The sequence below is a fragment of the Curvibacter lanceolatus ATCC 14669 genome, from assembly GCF_000381265.1.
Taxonomy (GTDB): Bacteria; Pseudomonadota; Gammaproteobacteria; order Burkholderiales; family Burkholderiaceae_C; genus Curvibacter; species Curvibacter lanceolatus.
In genome coordinates this window covers 101735-121035 of the sequence record NZ_KB906259.1, presented here as the reverse complement: position 1 = coordinate 121035, position 19301 = coordinate 101735, and the positions used below count along the sequence as shown (strand labels likewise).

The window sequence follows — 19301 nt, the reverse complement described above, 5'->3', positions numbered from 1 at the left end:
GTGCGCGTCCGTGTGACGTGGCGACGGTGATCCCTGCGCTTTGGCGCTGAAGCAAAAAGCCAGCGTCCTGCGCTGGCTTTTTGCCATCTGACAACCCCCCAACAGGTCTGACCCTTGGCATTCGGCCGGGTGTGCAGACCGAGGAGACTTGCATGAAAGTTGTCGGCTTTGCGGGCTATTCGGGCTCGGGCAAGACCACGCTGCTGGAGCGCGTGATCCCGGCGCTGCGCCAGCGCGGGCTGCGTGTGTCGGTGGTCAAGCATGCGCACCACCGTTTCGACATCGACCACCCGGGCAAGGACAGCTGGCGGCACCGCCAGGCCGGCGCCTTCGAGGTGGTGGTGGCCAGCGAGCACCGCCTGGCCCTGATGCGCGAGTACGAGCAGCCTTACCGGCTCTCGGTGCACCAGATGCTGGCCGAGTTGTACGAGGGCGTGGACTGGGTGCTGGTGGAGGGCTTCAAGGAGAGCGATCTGCTCAAGGTCGAGGTCTGGCGTGCGCCCGAGGGCGACTTCGCGGGCCACCCCGCACGCTACCCTGAAGACGACTTCATCGTGGCCATCGCCACCAATGTGCCCTTGGCCGAATTGCCCGAACCCACCGGGCGCCCCGTGCTCGACCTGAACCAGCCCGAGGCCGTGGCGGCCTGGCTGGTCGACAATGGCGAGCGCTTTGAATACTCCTTCGAGAACCGAACATGAACGCACCCACCGCCGCCCCGCCGCCCGCCAAAGCGCTGCGCCCGCTTGATGACGTGCTGGCCGAGTTGCTCGGCCATGCCCGGCCCTTGAACGGTGCTGCCTGGCCAGATGAGCAGGTCTCCACCTTCGAGGCCGATGGCCGCGTGCTGACCGAATCGGTGATCTCTCCTCTGCAGGTGCCCCCGCACGACAACAGTGCCATGGATGGCTATGCCCTGCGCGCCGCCGATGCCACGGCGGCAGGCACCGTGCTGCCGGTGTCGCAGCGCATCGCCGCCGGTGAGGTGCCCGTTCCCTTGCAGCCCGGCACGGCCGCGCGCATCTTCACCGGGGCGCCAGTGCCGCCCGGTGCCGACACCGTGGTGATGCAGGAAGATTGCGAAGCCCTGGCTGACCCGCAAGGGGCGCCCCAGGTCCGCTTCGCCAAGGCCGTGCGCGCCGGCATGGCCATCCGCCGTTCCGGCGAAGATGTGCAATTGGGCAGCGTGGTGCTCGCCGGCGGGCAGCGCCTGAGCCCGGCCAGCCTGGGCCTGGCCGCCAGCGTCGGGCGGGCCCACCTGCAGGTGGCACGGCGCCCCCGCGTGGCGCTGTTCTCGACCGGCGACGAGCTGGTCATGCCCGGCGAAGTGCCGCCCGAGCAATTGCCGGCCGGCGCCATCTACAACTCCAACCGCTTCTTTTTGCGTGCGCTGCTGCTGCGCATGGGCTGCGAGGTCACCGACTTCGGGATCGTGCCCGACAACCTGGAGCGCACCCGCCAGACCCTGGCCGAGGCGGCCCAGGGGCATGACCTCATCCTCACCAGCGGTGGGGTCAGTGTGGGCGAGGAAGACCACGTCAAGCCGGCGGTGCAGTCGTTGGGTGAACTGCATCTGTGGCAACTGGCCATCAAGCCCGGCAAGCCCTTTGCCTATGGGCGCGTTGCGCAAAGCCACTTTGTGGGGCTGCCGGGCAACCCTGTGTCCAGCTACGTCACCTTCCTGATGCTGGTGCGCCCGTTTCTGCTGCGCCTGCAGGGCGTGCAGGACGTGCGCCCCAAGACGGTGGCCCTGCCGGCCCATTTCACCTGGGGCAAGGCGGACAAGCGCCGCGAGTTCCTGCGGGTGTGGCGCAACCCGCAAGGCGGGCTGGACCTGTTCCCCCACCAGGGCTCGGGCGTGCTGACTTCGGCCGTCTGGGGCGATGGCCTGGTCGACAACCCCGCAGGCACCACCATCGCCCCGGGCGACCTGGTGGCTTTTGTGTCTTTCACGGAGCTGCTGTCATGAGCGCTGAGTTCGAACTGCGCGTGCGCTATTTCGCCTCCATCCGCGAGGCCCTGGGCCGGGGCGACGAAACGGTGCTCACCCGTGCCACCACCCTGGGCGAACTGCGCGATGAGCTGATCGCCCGGGGCGGCGCCTACGCCGAGGTGCTGGCGCGCCAGCGCCCGGTGCGGCTGGCCCTGAACCAGGACCTGCGCGACGAGTCGGCCGCCCTGGTGGCCGGCGCCGAGGTGGCGTTCTTTCCGCCGGTCACCGGCGGCTGATCAGGCGGGTGGGGTGTCTGCCGTGGGCGTGGGCTCCAGCGTCGGGCTGGCCCATTCCAGCAGCTCGGCCAGGCGCAGCACCACCCAGGTGGCTTCGGGGCCCGCAAAGCCGGATTCCGGATTGCTCAGGCCGGCATGGATGCTGCGCAGAATGCCCGCCTCTGAGGGCGCCTCGGCGTGGTACAGGGTCTGGGCATGGCCCACCAGCTGGCAGGCCAGGTCTTCGCACAACTCGTAGCGCTGGCGCACCACGGCCGCCGGCTCGCGCAGGCGCTGCCGGGCATCGCTGAACAAGGCGAGGAACGAGGGCGGGACGATGATCTGGTTGTCGTCTTCGGTCATGGCGTGGGTGGGGCTGGGTGAGGCAGGGGGCGGGCGCCTCAGTCGGGCACGAAGCGGCGTTCAAAGCGCTCCTGATCGGCCGGCAATTCAAAGGTCACCATCTGCCCCATCTTCATGTCGTCGAGCCGGCAGGCCGCAAACAGGCTGTACTTGCCCGTCAGGTCGAAGCTGGGCAGATCGATCAGCGCATAGGGGTAGGGCACGAAAAGCTGGTGCTCAAAGACCACCCGATGCACATTGCGCGGGTTGGGGAACAGCTTGTAGCCGTCGATGGTGATGGTTTGTGTGGCCATGGGGCGTGTGCGCGTTACAGTGCTGCCGAATGCTAAAGCAATCCTGAGTGCCCAGAGCCGCGCTGCAGGAAAGAACTCGATCGATGCGAAAGGAACCCATGGCCAAGAACAACAACGAATGGACCCTCAAAGTGATGGCCTTGCTCAAGAGTGGCAACGCCCAGGCCGCCATCGGCCAGATCAAGGTGGCCCCCACCGTGGCCGACCTCAAGCGCCTGCAGGCCGCCTTGCTGGCCCCCGGCGCTCCACGCCTGCCCAATGTGGCCGAAGTGTTGGTGGAACAGATCGCATTGCAATCGGCGCCGCGCCTGCACCGCGCGCCCTGAACCCGGAGGTGCCCCATGTCCGAATCGTCCTCGATCCAGGCCCGGCCCATGCCGGCCCCGCTGCAGTCCTGGCAGCAGACGGCCGCAGGGCAGCGCCGCTTCGGCCTCATCGCGCATCGCCTGCACCGCCTGGGCAGTGACAGCGCGCTGGCCCAATGGGCGCGCAGCAGCGAAGACCTGGTGCGGCAGTTGGGCCTGCAACTGGTCACGGTGGGGGCGGCTTTCGACGCCTTGCTCAACGAAGAACTGCTGGTTGACTACCCGGGCCTGCACCGCCTGCCCAATGGGCGTGAAGGCGGGCTGATGCGGGTGGTCTCGCGCATTGCCGGGGGGCTGACCCCGGGTGAGGCCCTGGACGGCGTGATCTTTCTGATGGACCCGGTCGACCCCTCGTCCACCTTTCCTGAAGCCCAGGCCCTGAAACGCCAGTGCGTGACCCATGGCAAGCCCTTTGTGCCGACCCTGGCGGGCGCCCTGGAATGGGTGTTGGTCGAGGCGCTGGTGGCCGGGCTGGCGCCCGAGCGACTGGGGGCCGCCGCCGTGGCCGAGCTGGACCCGGCAGACCAGACCCTGGCCCTGATCGCCCACGATGCACGCAAGGCGCAGATGGTCGACTTTGCCGGCCAGCACTTTGACCTGCTGTCACGCTTCGAATCACGCGTGGCCACCGGCACCACCGGCGGGCTGCTCAACGAGCTGGCCTGGTCGCGCGGCTGGCCCGCGGGCCAGCCCTGGGTCACCCGCTACCAAAGCGGCCCCTTGGGCGGCGATGCCCAGATTGCCGAGCTGGTGCTCGATGGCGCCTGCCAGAAGGTGATCTTTTTTGAAGACCCGCACGTGGCCCGCCAGCACGAGGCCGACATCCAGCTGATGGAGCGGGCCGTCTGGAGCGCTGGCGCCCGTTGCAGCTGCCTGAACTCGCCGGCCATGGCGGCGCAATGGGCCCAGGCCCTGGAGCGGGTTGATTTCAGCCGTCCTGACGCATCGTGAACTTGCTGACCGCGCTGGTGCCGAAGGCAAAGGCGGTGTAGACCACGCCGGCCACACTGGTGTAGCTGGCCACCGTCTGGGTGCTGCCGCCGCTGGCGCTGATCACGAAATCGTACTCGCCGGCCGTGAAGCTGGTGTAGCTGGAGGCGCTGTTGGCGGCCGTGTAGTCGGCCAGCAGCGAGCCGCCGTTGTAGGTCAGCTGCGCACTGCCCGCGGTGGCCGCCAGGTTGACCAGGCGGATTTTCGACTTGGTGCTGGAGGTCGATGGGAAGTTGTTGTCCACAAAGCTCACCACGGTGTAGGCCCCGCTGCTGTCCTGGGCCAGCGCCACCGTCATGTCGTCCCCCGCGACCAGCGTCACCTGGCTGCTGACCGAGCTGCCGCCGATGGTGAAGCCCACCAGACGCGAACCCGCCGTCACCTGCGAGTACGACGACACCCCATAGGCGCCGATGGCGGCGCTGGAGACCGCTGTGCCATCCAGCGTGGCCTGGGCCGATGCCGTGGCCGAGGCTGCATTCACAAAGCGCACCCGGGTCAGCGTACAGGCGTAGGTCGTGCTGGTGCCCTGTTGCGGCAGGCGCAGCACGCTGGCCAGGGTGGTGCTGTTGGTGGGGATCAGCACAAAGGTATCGATGCCCTGGTCCGACAGGGTGATGCTGGCCACGTAAGCGCGCAGGTCGCTGGTGTCGCCATTGCCGGTGATCCACAGGCTGTAAGTGCCCTTGCTCACCTTGCTGAACGAGCTGGTGCCGCCTTCGGTCACGTTGCTGATGGCGGCCGACTGGTTGTCCAGGCTGGTGGTGCTGGTGGTGGTGATGTACACGTCCACCCCGTCGCCGGTCTGCAGGCCGTTGATCAGGCGCAGTTTGGCGTAGCCGCTGCTGGGGGTGCTTTCGTTTTCGGTGTAGATGGTGGTGCTGAGAGCGCTTTGCGTGCCCGTCACCACCACCGAGGTGTAGGTGTCCTTGCTGAGGGTGAGCGAGGACTCCAGGCTGTTCACCGCACCGCCTGCACTGCGCAGGCCCAGGGTGTAGGTGTCCGGATCGGCGCCGTAGTAGCTGCTGGCGGCGGCACTGGCCACGCTGCTGGCGATGGAGGTGGTGTCCAGGTAGGCGTCCAGTGCGCTCAGGCCCTGCGTCGCGTTGATCACCCGGATCTTGGCGCTGCCGTCGTCGCCGCTGCCGCAGGCGGTCAGCACCGGTGCGATGCCCAGACTGCCCAGGGCCATCAGCCAGCGGCGGCGGCTCAGTGCTTGGGGGGCGAGGGAAAGGCTTGGAGAGGGTTTCATGCGTAGGCTTCGAAAGAGGGGACACGGTGTCGGCGCCAATGCCCCGAGCTCTGGCTCTGGTTCTGGCCCTGGCGCCTGCGTGTCGCGATCTTCAGCGGGCCCCGTCACAAGCGAATGTCATCATGGTGAGGTTTTGTGAACCCCTGGCCCGCACTGTGTCGCCTGGGTGAAGCTGTGTGAAGCTGCCCCGCTTCAGCCCGCTGCGCGGTCCAGCGTCAGCAGGCGCTGCAGCAAACCGGGCGAGGCCGGGGTCATGGGCTCGCGCAAGTGGGGCAGGAGATGGGGCAGGTGAAGGGTCAGGTCGTGCCCCTGCGCCGCCAGCAAGGCCTTGATGGGGGCCGGGTTGGGCTCGGCGAACAAGGCGTGGATCATCGGCTGCAGGCTGTGCCAGAGACCCCGAGCGGCCGGCAGATCGGCCGCGGCCAACAGGGCCAGCAGGCGGGCAAAGCGCCCGGTTTGCCAATGGGCACTGGCGGCAATGGCGCCGTGGCCGCCCAGGGCCAGGGTGCTGAAGATCTGCGCATCCTCCCCGGCCAGCACCTGCAGCCGGCCATCCTCGATCAGGGCCTGGGTCTTGGCCGGGTCGCCTCCACAGTCCTTGATGGCCTGGATGCGGGGGTGCTCCGCCAGTGCCAGCAGGGTGGACAGGCTCAGTGTGGAGCCGGTGCGGTAGGGGATGTCGTAGACGATCAGAGGCGCCGCGGCCTGGTCGGCGATGCGTTCGAACCAGCCCTGCAGGCCGGCCTGAGAGGGGCGGATGTAGTGCGGGGCCGGCACCAGCCAGCCGGCCAGCGGGTAGCTGGCCAGGGCGGCCAGGCGTTCCAATGTGTGGCCCAGGTGGTAGCCCGACAGCCCCATCACCACCGGCAGCGTGGTGTGGGCCAGCACGGTGTCGAGCACGGCCTGCTGCTCGGCCTCCGCCAGCGATGCGGCCTCGCCGGTCGAGCCACACACCACCAGGCCGCTCAGGCCTTGCGGTGCCTGGCTGTAGTGCTGGGTGAGGGCGGCCAGGCGGGGGTGGTCCACCTGACTTGCGTCATCGAAGGGGGTGATCAGAGGCAGCCACAGGCCCTGGAATGGGCTGGGGGTGGGCTGATTGAGCGTGGTTGGGCTGGTGCGTGATGGCATGCGTGTTTCCTTGGACAAGGTGGAAGACCCGGGGATGAACCGGCCTCGAACACGCAACAGGGACTGGGGCAAAAAAACAGCCGGGGTTGGCTGGGGCTCTTGCCGTGCGGCTCCATCGCTCATCCGAGGACGGAACCGCAGCTCCGGTCAGATGAGCTGGGGTTTTTTGCTTTTGTTCACGCCACAAGCCAGCGCGGGCGAGCCGGGCGCATGGCGCTCGGTGGCTGGCTGGGTTGCGGCGGTGAACATCGGCGCAGTATAAACGCCGCCGCCCGCGGGCATGGCGGCGGTGCCAAAATGCAGCCCATGAGCCGATTACCCCGTGTGGCGATCCAGACCGCCGACTTTGATGTTTCTGCCGAATTGGCCGCGCTGCGCGCCCATGACCGGCGTGTGGGCGCCGTGTGCAGTTTTGTCGGCACCGTGCGTGGCGGCAACGAGGGCAACAACGGCGCGCCCGTGCTGTCCATGGAGCTGGAGCACTACCCCGGCATGACCGAGCGCGCCATCGAGGCCATGATCGATCAGGCCCACCAGCGTTTTGACCTGTATGGCGCCCGGGTGGTGCACCGCGTGGGGCTGTTGCAGCCCGGCGAGCAGATCGTGCTGGTCGCGGTCACCTCGGCGCACCGGGGGCAGAGCTTTCTGGGCTGCGAGTTCCTGATGGACTACCTCAAGACCCAGGCCCCGTTCTGGAAGAAAGAGCAGACCCCGCAGGGCGCGCAGTGGGTGGATGCTCGGGTCAGTGACGACGCCGCGCTGGCGCGCTGGGGCATCGAGGCGCGCAACGCCTGAGGGGCCCGGGCGCTTGCACCTCAGTGCAGGTAGCCTGAGCGGCTGGCTGTGGGGGGCGTGTTGAGTGCTGAGGGGGCCGCTGGCGGCGCCTGGGGCGTGTCGGGCAGGTTCCAGTCGGTCTGGCCCAGCGTCAGGGTCAGCAGTTGGCGCAGGCCCTGCTGCAGGCCCGTCTCGAATTCGACATCCACCGTGCGGCCCGGGGCCTGCGGGTCCAGCCGCTCCAGAAACGAGATGGCCAGCTTGTCGCCACGCCGCTGCTGGCTGACCTCGGTCACCAGCAAGGGGGTTTCGCCCAAAGGCAGGGTGACATAGTCGGCGCGAAAGGGTTGCCCGTAGTCGGCATGGGGTGTGGGGGCCGGCATCGCCTGGATGGGCGGCGTGCCCTGATCCGGCAGCCCGGCCGGTCCCGCCGTGGCCTGGGGCCCCTCGCTGGTGGCGGGGGCGGGCACTTCACCGAGCAGCATGGGCCACCAGCCCTTGAGCAGCAGGCGCGTCAGCCACAGCCGCAACTCCTCGCGCGAGGTGGTGTTGAAGCGCATCAGGATGCGGTCTTGCTCGCGCTGGTACTGAAGCGACAGTTGGTGGATCTCCATGCTTTGATTTTAGTCAGCACCCAGGTGTCGGCCGGCCCTTGAAATAAGCCTGTTGGGCACAAGTTGCAGTTCAACTGGAGATCACCCATGCGAATCGACAAATTCACCACCAAGTTTCAAGAAGCCCTAGGCGAGGCTCAGAGTCTGGCCCTGGGGAACGATCATGCCTACATCGAACCGGCCCACCTGCTGGTGGCCTTGCTGCGCCAGGACGACGGCCCCAAGGCCCTGCTGCAGCGTGCGGGCGTCAACGTGCCCGGCCTGCTGAGTGCCGCCGAGGCTGCCGTCAAGCGCCTGCCCCAGGTGCAGGGCCAGGAGCAGGTGCAGGTCAGCCGTGAGCTGGCCGTGCTGTTCCAGGCCACCGAAAAAGAGGCCCTCAAACGCGGCGATCAGTACATTGCCAGCGAGTTGTTTCTGCTGGCCCTGACCGAAAGCAAGATCGAGCTGGCCGCCACCGCCAAGAGCCACGGTCTGACCCGCAAGAGCCTGGAGTCGGCCATCGAAGCCGTGCGCGGCGGCCAGAACGTCAACAGCCCCGAGGCCGAAGGCCAGCGCGAGGCCCTCAAGAAATACTGTCTCGACCTGACCGAGCGGGCCCGCCAGGGCAAGCTTGACCCCGTGATCGGCCGCGACGACGAGATCCGCCGCGCCATCCAGGTGCTGCAGCGCCGCACCAAGAACAACCCCGTGCTGATCGGCGAGCCCGGCGTGGGCAAGACCGCTATCGTGGAAGGCCTGGCCCAGCGCATCGTGGCCGGCGAGGTGCCCGACTCGCTCAAGGGCAAGCGCGTGCTGTCGCTGGACATGGCTTCGCTGCTGGCCGGCGCCAAGTTCCGCGGCGATTTCGAAGAGCGGCTGAAGAACGTGCTGAACGAACTGGCCAAGGATGAGGGCCAGACCATCGTCTTCATCGACGAGCTGCACACCATGGTGGGCGCCGGCAAGGCCGAGGGCGCCATGGACGCGGGCAACATGCTCAAGCCGGCACTGGCGCGTGGCGAGCTGCACTGCGTGGGGGCCACCACCCTGGACGAATACCGCAAGTACATCGAGAAAGACGCCGCGCTGGAGCGCCGCTTCCAGAAGATCCTGGTCGGCGAGCCCTCGGTCGAGGCCACCATCGCCATCTTGCGCGGCCTGCAAGAGAAGTACGAGGTGCACCATGGCGTGGACATCACCGACCCCGCCATCGTGGCCGCGGCCGAGCTGAGCCACCGCTACATCACCGACCGCTTCCTGCCCGACAAGGCCATCGACCTGATCGACGAGGCCGCGGCCAAGATCAAGATCGAGATCGACTCCAAGCCCGAGGCCATCGACAAGCTCGACCGCCGCATGATCCAGTTGCAGATCGAGCGCGAGGCCATGAAGAAAGAGACCGACGAGGCCTCGCAAAAGCGCCTCGAGCTGATCGAAGAGGAAATCGGCAAGCTGCAAAAAGAGATCGCCGACCTCGAAGAGATCTGGAAGTCCGAGAAGGCCCAGGCCCAGGGCAGCCAGCAGGTGCGCGAGGCGATCGACAAGCTGCGCCAGCAGATCGAAGAGCTCACCCGCAAGGGCGATTTCAACAAGGTGGCCGAGCTGCAATACGGCAAGCTGCCCGAGCTGGAAAAGCAGCTCAAGGAAGCCCAGGACAAGGAAGCCGGCCGCACCGCCAGCCACGGCGCGCCACGCCTGCTGCGCACCCAGGTGGGGGCCGAAGAGATCGCCGAGGTGGTGAGCCGCGCCACCGGCATCCCGGTGTCCAAGATGATGCAGGGCGAGAAAGACAAGCTGCTGCAGATGGAAGACAAGCTGCACGAACGCGTGGTCGGTCAGGACGAGGCCATCAGCGCGGTGGCCAACGCCATCCGGCGCTCGCGCTCGGGCCTGTCCGACCCCAACCGCCCCACCGGCTCTTTCCTGTTCCTGGGCCCCACGGGCGTGGGCAAGACCGAGCTGTGCAAGGCGCTGGCGGGCTTTTTGTTCGACTCGGAAGAGCACCTGATCCGCATCGACATGAGCGAGTTCATGGAGAAGCACTCCGTGGCCCGCCTGATCGGCGCGCCCCCGGGCTATGTGGGCTATGAAGAGGGCGGCTACCTGACCGAGGCGGTGCGCCGCAAGCCCTACAGCGTGGTGCTGCTCGACGAGGTCGAAAAGGCCCACCCTGATGTGTTCAACGTGTTGCTGCAGGTGCTCGACGATGGCCGCCTGACCGATGGCCAGGGCCGCACCGTGGACTTCAAGAACACCGTGATCGTGATGACCAGCAACATCGGATCGCACCACATCCAGGCCATGGTGGGGCAGTCGTATGACGACATCAAGGACGCTGTGTGGGATGAGCTGAAGAACCACTTCCGCCCCGAGTTCCTGAACCGCATCGACGAGACCGTGGTGTTCCATGCGCTCGATGCCAAGCACATCGAATCGATTGCCGGCATCCAGTTGCAGATTCTGCAGACCCGTCTGCAGAAGATGGACCTCACGCTGCAGGTCTCGCCCGCGGCGCTGGCCGAGCTGGCCAAGGTGGGCTTCGATCCGGTGTTCGGTGCCCGGCCGCTCAAGCGTGCGATCCAGCAGCGTATCGAGAACCCGCTGTCGAAGCTGCTGCTCGAAGGCAAGTTCGCGCCCAAGAGCGTGATCCCGGTCGATGTCGATCCGGTGCAGGCGCCCGGGGTGTTCCGCTTCGGCGAGGTCAGCGCAGCCTGAACGGGCTCCGGCCCACGACGGCTTGAACTTTGCCGCTGCGGCTCCATCTGAGGGGCATGCACAGCCCGACGCGCCTGGCGCGTCGGGCTTTTCGTCTTGAAAGGAACCCATGTCCGGACTCAACCAGGCCCTGGCCTCTTTGTCCCGTCTCTTGTTGCGCCTGCTGCTGGTGGCGGCCGCGCTGGTGCTGGTGCTCAGCCTGCTCGCGGCCATGGCCGTGCTGGCCCTGGCCTGGACCCTGCGGGCCGGCTGGGCCCGCCTCACGGGGCGCCCCGTCACCCCCTGGGTGCGGCGTTTCGACCTGGGCCAGCAGTTCGGCGACGTGCTGCGGCGCGGCCAGGCAGGGCCCGGCGGTGCCGGGCGCCATGCGCCGGCCGATGTCACCGATGTCGAGGTGCGCGAGATCATCGACGTGGGGGATGTGCGCGACAGCAATCCCCGCCTGCCCCCACGCTAGTCGCCTGGATCGCCTGGATCGCTTGGTACAGGCTGCCTTCCCCTGCTACCGGCCGTTTACCAAAACCTCAATCGGCCTTTACCTGCGGCTTTCAAAATGGTGACACCGGCCCCCGGGGCCGCCACCTTGGGTGGTGGCGCCTGAGGGCTGGCGCCCCCTTGAACCAGCCCAGGAAGCCCATGCCAGAGCGGCGCTTTGCCATCACGGCCACCGACCGTTATCTCGGTGTTTTCAAGGCCTTTGTCGAGGCGGGATGGCAGCCGGTGAAGCTGTTCACGGCGCCCACCGACGAGCGCATCTCGCACAACAAGGCCACCATCGCCTACGCCCGCAGCCTGGGGCTGGACATCCAGCTCTCGCCGCTGGACCAGGCCGCCATGGTGGATCTGCAGGCCCGTGATTGCGAGCTGCTGGTGCTGGCCAGCTACCAGTGGCGCATCGGCGACTGGGCACCCTACCTGCGCTATGCGATCAACTTCCACCCCTCGCCGCTGCCGCGCTACCGTGGGCCTTACCCCCTGGTGCAGGCCCTGCTGGACCGGCAAAAGCGCTGGGCCGTGAGCTGCCACCAGGTCACCCACGAGTTCGATGCCGGCGCCGTGCTGGCCAGCCGCAGCTTTGAGCTGGCGGACGATGAATGCCATGAAAGCCTGGACCTCAAGACCCAGATCGCCGCCGGCCAACTGGCCACCGCCGTGGCCATGAACCTGGACGCCCTGTGGGACCAGGCCCAGCCCCAGGGCGAGGGCCATTACGTGAAGCTCTGGAGCGACGCTGACCGCCTGCTGGATTTCGAGCGCGGCGTGGACGAGTTGCAGACCCAGTTGCGCGCCTTTGGCCGCTTTGAATGCCTGGCGCGGGTCAACAACGTGGTCTTCCATGTGCGCCGTGCCGCGGCCTGGAAGCAGGGGCACCGCTTTCCCCCCGGCGCGGTGGTGCACAGCGACGGGCCGCGCCTGGTGCTGGCCTGCAGCGACGGCTATGTGGCCCTGCTCGAGTGGAGCCTGCTGGCGCCGGGCACCCCGACCGAGACCCCGGCACGCTGAAAGCCCTGGTGGCCCTGAAAGCCCTGGCGGCAGCGCCTCCCGCCCCCGCCCGATAATGCCGGTTGGCTGAATTGCGAGGGGCCCATGCGCTTCATCACCGACACCATTCCCGTTCTCAAGGCCCGCCTGGCGCGGGGCGAAACCAGTTGCGAGGCCCTGGTGGCCGGCGCCCTGGAGGCCGCGGCCGCCCCGGCGGCGGCCAGCGTCTTCACCACCCTGTACCCCGAGGCCGCCCTGGCTGCGGCCCGCCATGCCGATGCGCAGCGCGCCGCCGGCGTGGCCCCCCCGGCCCTGGCCGGCCTGCCCGTCAGCATCAAGGACCTGTACGACGTGGCCGGTGAGACCACGCTGGCCGGCTCGGTGGTCTGCCGTGGCGAGCCCGCCGCCCTGGCCGATGCCCCGGCCGTGGCCCGCCTGCGCAGCGCCGGGGCGGCCCTGCTGGGCAAGACCAACATGACCGAGTTCGCGTTTTCGGGCGTGGGCATCAACCCCCATCACGGTACCCCGCGCAACCCGGCCGATGCCGCGCTGGCGCGCATCCCCGGTGGCTCTTCGTCCGGCGCGGCGGTGTCGGTGGCCCTGGGCCTGGCGGTGGCCGGCCTGGGCTCTGACACGGGGGGCTCGATCCGCATCCCGGCGGCCCTGTGCGGCCTGGTGGGCTTCAAGAGCACCCAGTCGCGCGTGCCGCGCCAGGGCGCGCTGGAGCTGTCGCGCAGCCTGGACACGGTGTGCGCCATGACCCGCAGCGTGGCCGATTGCCTGACGGTGGATGCCGTGCTGGCCGGCGCGCCGCTGGCCGTACAACGCCGCCCGCTGGCCGGCCTGCGCCTGGCCTTGCCGCAGACCGTGCTGCTCGATGCCCTGGAGCCCGCCGTGGCCCAGGCTTACGCCCACGCGCTCACCCGCCTGTCGGCGGCCGGTGCACAGTTGATCGAGATCCCCTTGGGCGAGCTGGCCGAGATCCCACGCCTGAACGCGCCCGGCGGCTTTTCACCTGTCGAAGCCTATGCCGTGCACCACCAGCGCCTGGCCCGGGCACGGGCGCAGTTCGACCCCCGTGTGGCGGCCCGCATCGAGCTGGGGGCGTCTGTCTTGGCCCGTGAGTACATCGCCATGCAAGACCACCGCGCCGACTGGATTGCCCGGGTGGAGGCGCTGCTGGAAGGCTTTGATGCGGTGCTGTGCCCCACCGTGCCGGTGCTGGCGCCGGCCATGGACGAACTGGTGGCGTCCGACGAGGCCTTCTTCAAGGCCAATGGCCTGTTGCTGCGCAACACCTTTGCCTTCAACTACCTCGACGGCTGTGCCTTCAGCCTGCCTTGTCAGGCCGCGGGCGAGCTGCCGGTGGGGCTGATGCTGGCCTCGGTGCGCGGCGACGATGCGCGCCTGGCCAGCGTGGCCCTGGCGGTGGAGCAGGCGCTGGCCTGAACCGGCTTCAAGGCGCTCAGCTCGGTGGGCGGCGCAGTTCGGCCAGTGCCTCGCGCGCCGACGATGCCACCCGGGCCGCGTCGCGCAGGGCCACCTGCAGGCGCCGGTTCATCCAGGGCATCACGTCTTCGCTGAGCGGCTTTTCCGGCAGCAGGTCCAGCCCCGCATCCAGGGCCGCGGCCTCGACCTGGGTCTCGATGTCGGTGTCGCCGGCGGGCTGTTTGCCAAGGGTCAGCAGCGTGTCCAGCGTCTTCTGGGCAGCCTGCACCGCCGCCTGCGCCTGGGCCTGTTGCAGTTCAGTGCCGCCGCGCAACTGCATCATGCGCAGCATCGACAGGTGGGCCATCAGGCGCTGGGCGTGGTCCAGCAGCCGGGTCAGGGCTTGCAGCGGCAGTTGCACCTGGCGCGGCTCGAAGCTGCTGCGCTGCAGGGCCGTGGCCAGCAGGCCCAGGGCGTCGTAGGCCTGGCGCCGTGCCAGGCGCTGGGTCACGGTGCGCTCGGGGTGGGCCGGGTCGTGGGGTGCCAGCGCCGCATGGGCGTAGGCGCGCAGCGCCTGCAACAGGCGTGGCAGTGTGCGGGGCAGGGCGCGTCGCTCCCACGAGGGCAGCACAAAACAGAAGGCCCAGGCCATCAGCGCGCCCAGCAGGGTGTCGCCCAGGCGTTCGGCAATCGGAAAGCCGATCGCCGGGTGGGCCAGATGCGCCTGCAACAAGGCCATCACCGTGGCCGCCGAGGCCGTGACCAGGTAGCGTTCCACGGCAAAGCTGTGCGCCAGGCCCACCGCCGTCAGAAAGGCCAGGGTCAGCAGCAGGGGCGAGTGCACATGGGCCAGCCCCATCACGATCAGGCAGCCCAGCAGGGTGCCCAGCACCCGGATGTTGCGTCGCGACAGGGTCTGCTCCAGGTTGCCGCGCAGCACCACCGCCACGCTCAGCACCAGCCATTGGGGGTGGGCGGTCCAGGGCAGGGCCAGTGCGATGTAGTAGGCCGCCCCCAGCGCCAGCGCGGCGCGCAGGGCGTGGCGCAGCACGGGCGAGGCCAGGCTCAGGTGGGGCTTGAAGGCCGACAGCGGCCAGCCTTCGGGGGCCACGAACAGTTGCAGTTCCTTGCGCGTCAGCGGCAGTTCACCGTCGCCCTGGCGCAGCAGCGCATGGATGGCGTCCACGTCATCGGCCAGGTGCTGCACCCGGTTCACCAGGGCCGGCAGCAGGCGGGCCCGTCGGTCATCCGATGGCAGCAGGGGGTGGGCCAGGAACTGGTCACGCAAATCCAGCCGCAGCGGGGGCTCGGCCTCGGCGGTGGGTGGCAGGCCGCGCACACCGGCCTGGGCCTGGTCCAGCCGGTAGGCCAGGTGGCGCAGGCGCGCCGCCAGGGCTGCGCGCACCTGCAGGGCCAGCTCGTCGCTGCCCAGCAGCTCCAGGTCGAGGCGGCTGGCCAGCAGGATGTCGCGCAGGTCGATGGCGCGCAGCAGCATGCCGGTGTCGCGGCGCGCGCGGGCCGAGTCGGGGGCGGCGAACAGCAGGTCGCGGGCGGCCTGAAGGCGTTCGGCCAGCACGGCCTCGTCGCGCACCCAGGTCTGCAGCGAATCGCGCGCCTGGTCGGTTTCGGCGGCCCCTTCGACCACACCGGCCCGTGAGCGCAGCAACTGGGCCGTGGCGTCCAGCGCGGCGGCCAGGGCCAGGCTGCGGTAGCGCGGTTGCAGCAGGCGCACCAGGATCTGGGCCCAGCCCAGGTACACGGCCGAGCCGGCCAGGGTCCAGGCCAGCAGTTCGTCGGGCGGGGTGCCCGGGGGCACGCCCATGGTGAAGACGATGGCCAGCACGGCGGCAAACGACACCGGGCCAGCCCGCGGGCCCCAGGCCAGGGTCATCATGCCGAGGAACACCAGCCCCATGATGGCCAGGCCCAGCAGCCGGGGGTAGGGGTCCAGGGCCGCCACCGTCCAGGTGGCCAGCGCGCCAAGCACGGCGGCCAGCAGCACTCGGTGCAGCGAGCGCCGCGGTGTGGTGGGCACATCGGCCAGGCTGGAGAACACCGCACCGCTGCTGGCCAACTGGGCCAGGTGCAGGGTGGCGTGGCTGCCGAACAGCCACTGGATCAGGCCGATGCCGAGCGCCACACCCAGACCGTTGAGGACGTGGGGGGGCAGTCGGTGCAGCCAGGTCAGGGGAGAGAAAAAACGCATGGGCAAGGCAAGGCTAGAGAGGGGGCTGTCGGGGACCTGCGGCAGCATAGCGTGAGCCGACGGCCTTGTCTGTGAGGATGTAACCGGATGAACGGGCCGTCAGACCAAGCCCGCGCTGTGTCGCGTCTTGCCGCTGAAGTGGCTGGGCGGCTGGCCCATGGCGGCGCGGAACATGGCGGTGAAGGCGCTTTCGCTGGCGTAGCCGCTGGCCGCCGCCACCAGGCTCACCGGCTGGCCGCGGGCCAGCAGGGGCAGGGCGTAGGCCAGCGTGGCCTGCTGGCGCCATTGCTGGTAGCTCAGGCCCAGCTGCTCGCGGAACAGCCGGGCCACGGTGCGCTCGCTGGCCCCGACGCTGGCCGACCATTCGGCCAGCGTGGCCCGTTCGCCCGGGGCCCGCAGCACGGCTTCACACAGGGCCCGCAGGCGCTTGTCGCCGCCGTCGCGCGGGGGCAGGGGCACGCCCATGCGGATCTGCGGGGCCTGCAGCAACTCGTCGCACAGCAGGGGCTGGATCAGGCGCTCGCGTTGCAACAAGGCCTGTTGCCTGTGGGGTTCGACCTGGCTCAGCTGGGCGTCCGAGTGCGTGTCCAGGCCCAGCACCAGGGCGCGCATCAGCTCGGTGACCTCGATCACCACGCAGCCTTGCCAGGGGGCCTGTTGCGGGGCGGCGTGGTGGTGCAGGTACAGGGTGTGCAGGTCGGCGTCTTCCACCACATTGATCGAGTGGCTCATGCCCGCCGGCACCCAGACCGCGCGCGAGGGCGGCACGATGAAGGTGCCGTCGTCGGTGCTGAGCCGGCACACGCCGTTGAGCGAGAAGGTGAGCTGCGGCCACTCGTGGTGGTGCGGCACCACCTTGGTCTCGGCCTGCAGGTGGCGCATCTTGGCGCGCAGCGGGCGATCGGCCGTGGGCAGGTACAGGTGCGGGGTGAGGCTGTCGACCACGTCGCCCAGGGGGCGCACGGTCACGGGCCTGGCTGCGCTGCGGGCGGGGCGGCGTCGGATGGCGGGCATGTCGGTGGGGTGATTTGTCTTGATTGCGATGAATTATGTCTTTTCATCGTCAACAAGACGAGCGCACTCCCCCTAACATGACCCTCTTCAAGCCCATAGGGAGCCCCATTCATGTCCACCACCGCCCACGCCTTGCCCGTGCCCACCGTCCGCCAGGATGCCGCCCTGATCGGTCTGGTGGGGCTGGCCCATGGCATCAGCCATTTCAGCCAGCTGGTGCTGGCCCCCTTGTTCCCCTGGCTCAAGGATGCCTTTGGCGTGAGCTACACCGAGCTGGGCTTTGTGCTCACCGTGTTCTTTGTGGTGTCGTGCATCGTGCAGGCCTTGTCGGGCTTTGTGGTCGATCGCTACAGCCCGCGCCCGGTGCTGTTTGCCGGCCTGGGCCTGCTGGGCGTGGCCTTGCTGGGCTATGCCGCTGCTCCCAGCTACTGGATGCTGCTGTTCTGCGCGGTGCTGGCCGGCATGGGCAACGGGGTGTTCCACCCGGTCGACTACACCTTGTTCAACCGCAAGGTGGCCACCACCCGGCTGGGCCATGCCTACAGCGTGCACGGCATCACCGGCAGCCTGGGCTGGGCGCTGGCGCCGGCCCTGGTGGTGCCGCTGGCCATGGCTTTCTCCTGGCGCGTGGCGCTGGCCAGCGCGGGTGGGCTGGCCCTGGCCGTGTTGGCGGTGCTGTGGTTCAACCGCGAGGTGCTGAGCCTGCCCAGCGCCACCGCCGCGCCCAAGCCTGCCGCGGCCTCATCGGCCAAGAGCACAGGCTCGGCCGCGGGCGGTCTCGATTTCCTGCGCATCCCGGCCGTGTGGATGTGCTTTGCCTTCTTCCTGTTCTATGCCATGGCGCTCAGTGTGGTGCAGACCTTCGCGCCCGAGGCGGCACGTCAGTTGCACGCCGTGCCCGTGACCCTGGTGGCGGTGTGCCTGACCATCTACATGGTGGCCAGTGCCGGCGGCATGGTGCTGGGCGGCTTTCTGGCCTCTGACCCCACACGTTGCGAGCGCATCGTGGCCGTGGGCATCGGCCTGGCCGCCCTGGTGGCGCTCAGCCTGGCCCTGGCCCCGGTGCCGGCCAGCCTGGTGCCGGTGTTGTTTGGCTTCATGGGCTTTGCCAATGGCATCGCCGGGCCCTCGCGCGATCTGCTGGTCAAGCGCTCCACGCCCGAGAACGCCACTGGCCGCGTCTATGGCGTGGTGTATGCGGGGCTGGACATCGGGCAGGCCATCTCGCCGCTGGTGTTCGGCCGGCTGATGGACCATGGCCAGTACACCAGCGTGCTGGTGGGCCTGGCCGTGGTGCAGGCGGTGCTGATTGCGAGTGCCTTCAATGTGCGGCGGGTGCGCCGCACCGCGGCCGGCCTGCAGCCTGCCTGATCCGCTGCTGCGTCAGGCCGCCGTGGGGAGGCGGTCGAACACCACGGGATGTTCGGGCCGGGCCCGCACGCCGATCCAGCTGCCGACAGGGTGCTCCAGGTGGCTGGGCAACTGGGCCAGCAGGCGTTGGCCGTCGCTCAGGCGCAGTTCATACAACGAGTCGGCACCGCGGAACAGCTTGCGAACAATCTGGGCCTGGGGGGCGCCAGGGGCCATGTCGCTGGCCACGTCGCTGGCGCGCAGCAGCACGTCGCAAGGTCCTTCGGGCCGTTGCGCCGGGGCCGGCAGCGGCCCCAGGGCAGTGTCGATCCAGCGCTGGCCGGCCTGGTGCTGCACAAGGCCCGGGGCAAACACCCCATGGCCGATGAAGTCGGCCACAAAGCGGGTGGCGGGTTCGCGGTACACCGTGCCGGCGTCGGCCCACTGGTGCATCCGACCCTGTGACATGACCCCGATCAGGTCGCCCAGGGCAAAGGCCTCCATCTGGTCGTGGGTGACGAACAGCGCGGTGGTCTGGGCTTCCTTGAGGATGCTGCGCACCTCCTGGGCCAGGCGCTCGCGCAGTTCCACATCGAGGTTGGAGAAGGGCTCGTCGAGCAGCATCAGCTGAGGCTTGGGCGCCAGGGCCCGGGCCAGGGCCACCCGCTGCTGCTGTCCGCCCGAGAGTTCATGCGGCAGGCGCTGGGCGCTGGAGCGCAGCCCGACCAGGGCCAGCACCTCGTCCACTCGCCGGGCTTGTTGGGCGCGCGGCTGGCGGTGCAGCCCGAAGCGGACGTTGTCGGCCACGCTGAGGTGGGGGAACAGCGCATAGTCCTGGAACACCATGCCGATGCGCCGCCGCTCCGGCGGCACAGGGCTGCCCTGGCCACTGACGCACTCGCCCGCCAGCTGGATCGTGCCGGCGCTGACGGGCTCGAGCCCGGCCACGGCGCGCAGCAGCGTGGTCTTGCCGCAGCCCGAGGGGCCCAGCAAGACACCGATCTCGCCGGCCTTCAGGCCCAGGCTGGCGCGGTCCACCGCGAGGTGTTCGCGGCCGGGGTAGCGGATCTCCAAATCAAGGACGTCAAGAAACATGGGGCGATTGTAGGGAGTCGAAGGGCCACGATATTGGCTCCTACA

The 19301-nt window shown here is 68.9% G+C and carries 19 protein-coding genes; 11 read left to right on the top strand and 8 right to left on the bottom strand.

Translation table 11 applies throughout. The annotated features are described in order from the left end of the window. The first annotated feature begins 152 nt into the window (after positions 1 to 152). From mobB to F624_RS0114170, 3 genes are read left to right on the top strand one after another with little or no spacing between them, the layout of a single operon-like run. Positions 153 to 701 carry a molybdopterin-guanine dinucleotide biosynthesis protein B gene (gene mobB / locus F624_RS0114180; RefSeq protein WP_019574978.1) on the top strand — a complete coding sequence of 183 codons (549 nt, stop codon included), beginning with the start codon at positions 153 to 155 and terminating at the stop codon, positions 699 to 701. Continuing rightward, entirely contained in the window at positions 698 to 1969 is a 1272-nt protein-coding gene (locus F624_RS0114175) for a molybdopterin molybdotransferase MoeA (protein ID WP_019574977.1), read from the top strand. Before mobB ends, F624_RS0114175 begins: the two co-directional genes overlap by 4 nt. Further along, on the top strand, positions 1966 to 2229 hold the full coding sequence (locus tag F624_RS0114170) for a MoaD/ThiS family protein (protein ID WP_019574976.1): 264 nt from the start codon (positions 1966 to 1968) through the stop codon (positions 2227 to 2229). The genes F624_RS0114175 and F624_RS0114170 overlap by 4 nt, the downstream gene beginning before the upstream one ends. Here F624_RS0114170 and F624_RS0114165 read toward each other — a convergent pair whose 3' ends face one another. Together F624_RS0114165 and F624_RS0114160 are read right to left on the bottom strand one after the other, a co-directional pair. Next, positions 2230 to 2571: a hypothetical protein gene (locus tag F624_RS0114165; RefSeq protein WP_019574975.1), complete on the bottom strand. Its 342-nt coding sequence runs from the start codon at positions 2569 to 2571 to the stop codon at positions 2230 to 2232. It abuts the gene before it with no gap. 38 nt (positions 2572 to 2609) lie between these two features. Next, complete coding sequence (locus F624_RS0114160; protein ID WP_019574974.1) at positions 2610 to 2864, bottom strand: hypothetical protein; 255 nt, start codon at positions 2862 to 2864, stop codon at positions 2610 to 2612. Between the two features lie 83 nt (positions 2865 to 2947). Between F624_RS0114160 and F624_RS0114155 the strand changes: the two genes are divergently transcribed. Both F624_RS0114155 and F624_RS0114150 read left to right on the top strand, forming a co-directional pair. Further along, positions 2948 to 3190 (top strand): hypothetical protein, encoded by a 243-nt coding sequence (locus F624_RS0114155; protein WP_245573638.1) that lies wholly within the window; start codon positions 2948 to 2950, stop codon positions 3188 to 3190. 48 nt (positions 3191 to 3238) lie between these two features. Then, positions 3239 to 4180, top strand: coding sequence for a hypothetical protein (locus tag F624_RS0114150; RefSeq protein WP_051107410.1), 942 nt, complete (start codon positions 3239 to 3241; stop codon positions 4178 to 4180). Here F624_RS0114150 and F624_RS0114145 read toward each other — a convergent pair. Next, positions 4158 to 5471 carry a DUF4397 domain-containing protein gene (locus F624_RS0114145; RefSeq protein WP_084679517.1) on the bottom strand — a complete coding sequence of 438 codons (1314 nt, stop codon included), beginning with the start codon at positions 5469 to 5471 and terminating at the stop codon, positions 4158 to 4160. The genes F624_RS0114150 and F624_RS0114145 overlap by 23 nt on opposite strands. Positions 5472 to 5663: 192 nt before the next feature. Then, positions 5664 to 6599 (bottom strand): dihydrodipicolinate synthase family protein, encoded by a 936-nt coding sequence (locus F624_RS0114140; RefSeq protein WP_019574970.1) that lies wholly within the window; start codon positions 6597 to 6599, stop codon positions 5664 to 5666. Between the two features lie 306 nt (positions 6600 to 6905). Between F624_RS0114140 and F624_RS0114130 the strand changes: the two genes are divergently transcribed. Beyond that, a complete protein-coding gene (locus F624_RS0114130; protein WP_031255025.1) occupies positions 6906 to 7394 on the top strand; it encodes a molybdenum cofactor biosynthesis protein MoaE in 489 nt (162 codons plus the stop codon). A 20-nt stretch (positions 7395 to 7414) separates the two neighbouring features. Here F624_RS0114130 and F624_RS0114125 read toward each other — a convergent pair whose 3' ends face one another. Then, positions 7415 to 7987, bottom strand: coding sequence for a hypothetical protein (locus F624_RS0114125; RefSeq protein WP_019574967.1), 573 nt, complete (start codon positions 7985 to 7987; stop codon positions 7415 to 7417). Between the two features lie 87 nt (positions 7988 to 8074). Between F624_RS0114125 and clpB the strand changes: the two genes are divergently transcribed. The 4 genes from clpB to F624_RS0114105 all read left to right on the top strand — a co-directional run bounded on the left by clpB (position 8075) and on the right by F624_RS0114105 (position 13612). Next, the gene (gene clpB, locus F624_RS0114120) at positions 8075 to 10681 is read left to right on the top strand and encodes an ATP-dependent chaperone ClpB (RefSeq protein WP_019574966.1); all 2607 of its coding nucleotides are present in this window, start codon (positions 8075 to 8077) and stop codon (positions 10679 to 10681) included. 109 nt (positions 10682 to 10790) lie between these two features. Further along, on the top strand, positions 10791 to 11138 hold the full coding sequence (locus F624_RS0114115; RefSeq protein WP_019574965.1) for a hypothetical protein: 348 nt from the start codon (positions 10791 to 10793) through the stop codon (positions 11136 to 11138). 158 nt (positions 11139 to 11296) lie between these two features. Further along, positions 11297 to 12184, top strand: a complete 888-nt coding sequence (locus tag F624_RS0114110) for a formyltransferase family protein (RefSeq protein ID WP_157443468.1) — start codon at positions 11297 to 11299, stop codon at positions 12182 to 12184. Positions 12185 to 12268: 84 nt separating this feature from the next. Continuing rightward, the gene (locus F624_RS0114105) at positions 12269 to 13612 is read left to right on the top strand and encodes an amidase (protein WP_019574963.1); all 1344 of its coding nucleotides are present in this window, start codon (positions 12269 to 12271) and stop codon (positions 13610 to 13612) included. 16 nt (positions 13613 to 13628) lie between these two features. Here the strand turns inward: F624_RS0114105 and F624_RS36255 are convergent, their stop codons facing one another. Further along, positions 13629 to 15797: an FUSC family protein gene (locus F624_RS36255; RefSeq protein WP_019574962.1), complete on the bottom strand. Its 2169-nt coding sequence runs from the start codon at positions 15795 to 15797 to the stop codon at positions 13629 to 13631. Positions 15798 to 15896: 99 nt separating this feature from the next. Continuing rightward, positions 15897 to 16811 (bottom strand): AraC family transcriptional regulator, encoded by a 915-nt coding sequence (locus F624_RS0114095; protein WP_019574961.1) that lies wholly within the window; start codon positions 16809 to 16811, stop codon positions 15897 to 15899. A 111-nt stretch (positions 16812 to 16922) separates the two neighbouring features. Here F624_RS0114095 and F624_RS0114090 point away from each other — a divergent pair, with 111 nt between their 5' ends. Continuing rightward, positions 16923 to 18182, top strand: coding sequence for an MFS transporter (locus F624_RS0114090; RefSeq protein WP_019574960.1), 1260 nt, complete (start codon positions 16923 to 16925; stop codon positions 18180 to 18182). Positions 18183 to 18194: 12 nt separating this feature from the next. Here the strand turns inward: F624_RS0114090 and F624_RS0114085 are convergent, their stop codons facing one another. Continuing rightward, a complete protein-coding gene (locus F624_RS0114085) occupies positions 18195 to 19256 on the bottom strand; it encodes an ABC transporter ATP-binding protein (RefSeq protein ID WP_031255017.1) in 1062 nt (353 codons plus the stop codon). Positions 19257 to 19301: the final 45 nt, after the last annotated feature.

What these genes read in the sequence shown, in the direction of transcription:
- mobB (WP_019574978.1), top strand. Translation starts at nt 153, where the DNA reads ATGAAAGTTGTCGGCTTTGCGGGCTATTCGGGCTCGGGCAAGACCACG.
- F624_RS0114175 (WP_019574977.1), top strand. Translation starts at nt 698, where the DNA reads ATGAACGCACCCACCGCCGCCCCGCCGCCCGCCAAAGCGCTGCGCCCG.
- F624_RS0114170 (WP_019574976.1), top strand. Translation starts at nt 1,966, where the DNA reads ATGAGCGCTGAGTTCGAACTGCGCGTGCGCTATTTCGCCTCCATCCGC.
- F624_RS0114165 (WP_019574975.1), bottom strand. Translation starts at nt 2,571, where the DNA reads ATGACCGAAGACGACAACCAGATCATCGTCCCGCCCTCGTTCCTCGCC.
- F624_RS0114160 (WP_019574974.1), bottom strand. Translation starts at nt 2,864, where the DNA reads ATGGCCACACAAACCATCACCATCGACGGCTACAAGCTGTTCCCCAAC.
- F624_RS0114155 (WP_245573638.1), top strand. Translation starts at nt 2,948, where the DNA reads ATGCGAAAGGAACCCATGGCCAAGAACAACAACGAATGGACCCTCAAA.
- F624_RS0114150 (WP_051107410.1), top strand. Translation starts at nt 3,239, where the DNA reads ATGCCGGCCCCGCTGCAGTCCTGGCAGCAGACGGCCGCAGGGCAGCGC.
- F624_RS0114145 (WP_084679517.1), bottom strand. Translation starts at nt 5,471, where the DNA reads ATGAAACCCTCTCCAAGCCTTTCCCTCGCCCCCCAAGCACTGAGCCGC.
- F624_RS0114140 (WP_019574970.1), bottom strand. Translation starts at nt 6,599, where the DNA reads ATGCCATCACGCACCAGCCCAACCACGCTCAATCAGCCCACCCCCAGC.
- F624_RS0114130 (WP_031255025.1), top strand. Translation starts at nt 6,906, where the DNA reads ATGAGCCGATTACCCCGTGTGGCGATCCAGACCGCCGACTTTGATGTT.
- F624_RS0114125 (WP_019574967.1), bottom strand. Translation starts at nt 7,987, where the DNA reads ATGGAGATCCACCAACTGTCGCTTCAGTACCAGCGCGAGCAAGACCGC.
- clpB (WP_019574966.1), top strand. Translation starts at nt 8,075, where the DNA reads ATGCGAATCGACAAATTCACCACCAAGTTTCAAGAAGCCCTAGGCGAG.
- F624_RS0114115 (WP_019574965.1), top strand. Translation starts at nt 10,791, where the DNA reads ATGTCCGGACTCAACCAGGCCCTGGCCTCTTTGTCCCGTCTCTTGTTG.
- F624_RS0114105 (WP_019574963.1), top strand. Translation starts at nt 12,269, where the DNA reads ATGCGCTTCATCACCGACACCATTCCCGTTCTCAAGGCCCGCCTGGCG.
- F624_RS36255 (WP_019574962.1), bottom strand. Translation starts at nt 15,797, where the DNA reads ATGCGTTTTTTCTCTCCCCTGACCTGGCTGCACCGACTGCCCCCCCAC.
- F624_RS0114095 (WP_019574961.1), bottom strand. Translation starts at nt 16,811, where the DNA reads ATGCCCGCCATCCGACGCCGCCCCGCCCGCAGCGCAGCCAGGCCCGTG.
- F624_RS0114090 (WP_019574960.1), top strand. Translation starts at nt 16,923, where the DNA reads ATGTCCACCACCGCCCACGCCTTGCCCGTGCCCACCGTCCGCCAGGAT.
- F624_RS0114085 (WP_031255017.1), bottom strand. Translation starts at nt 19,256, where the DNA reads ATGTTTCTTGACGTCCTTGATTTGGAGATCCGCTACCCCGGCCGCGAA.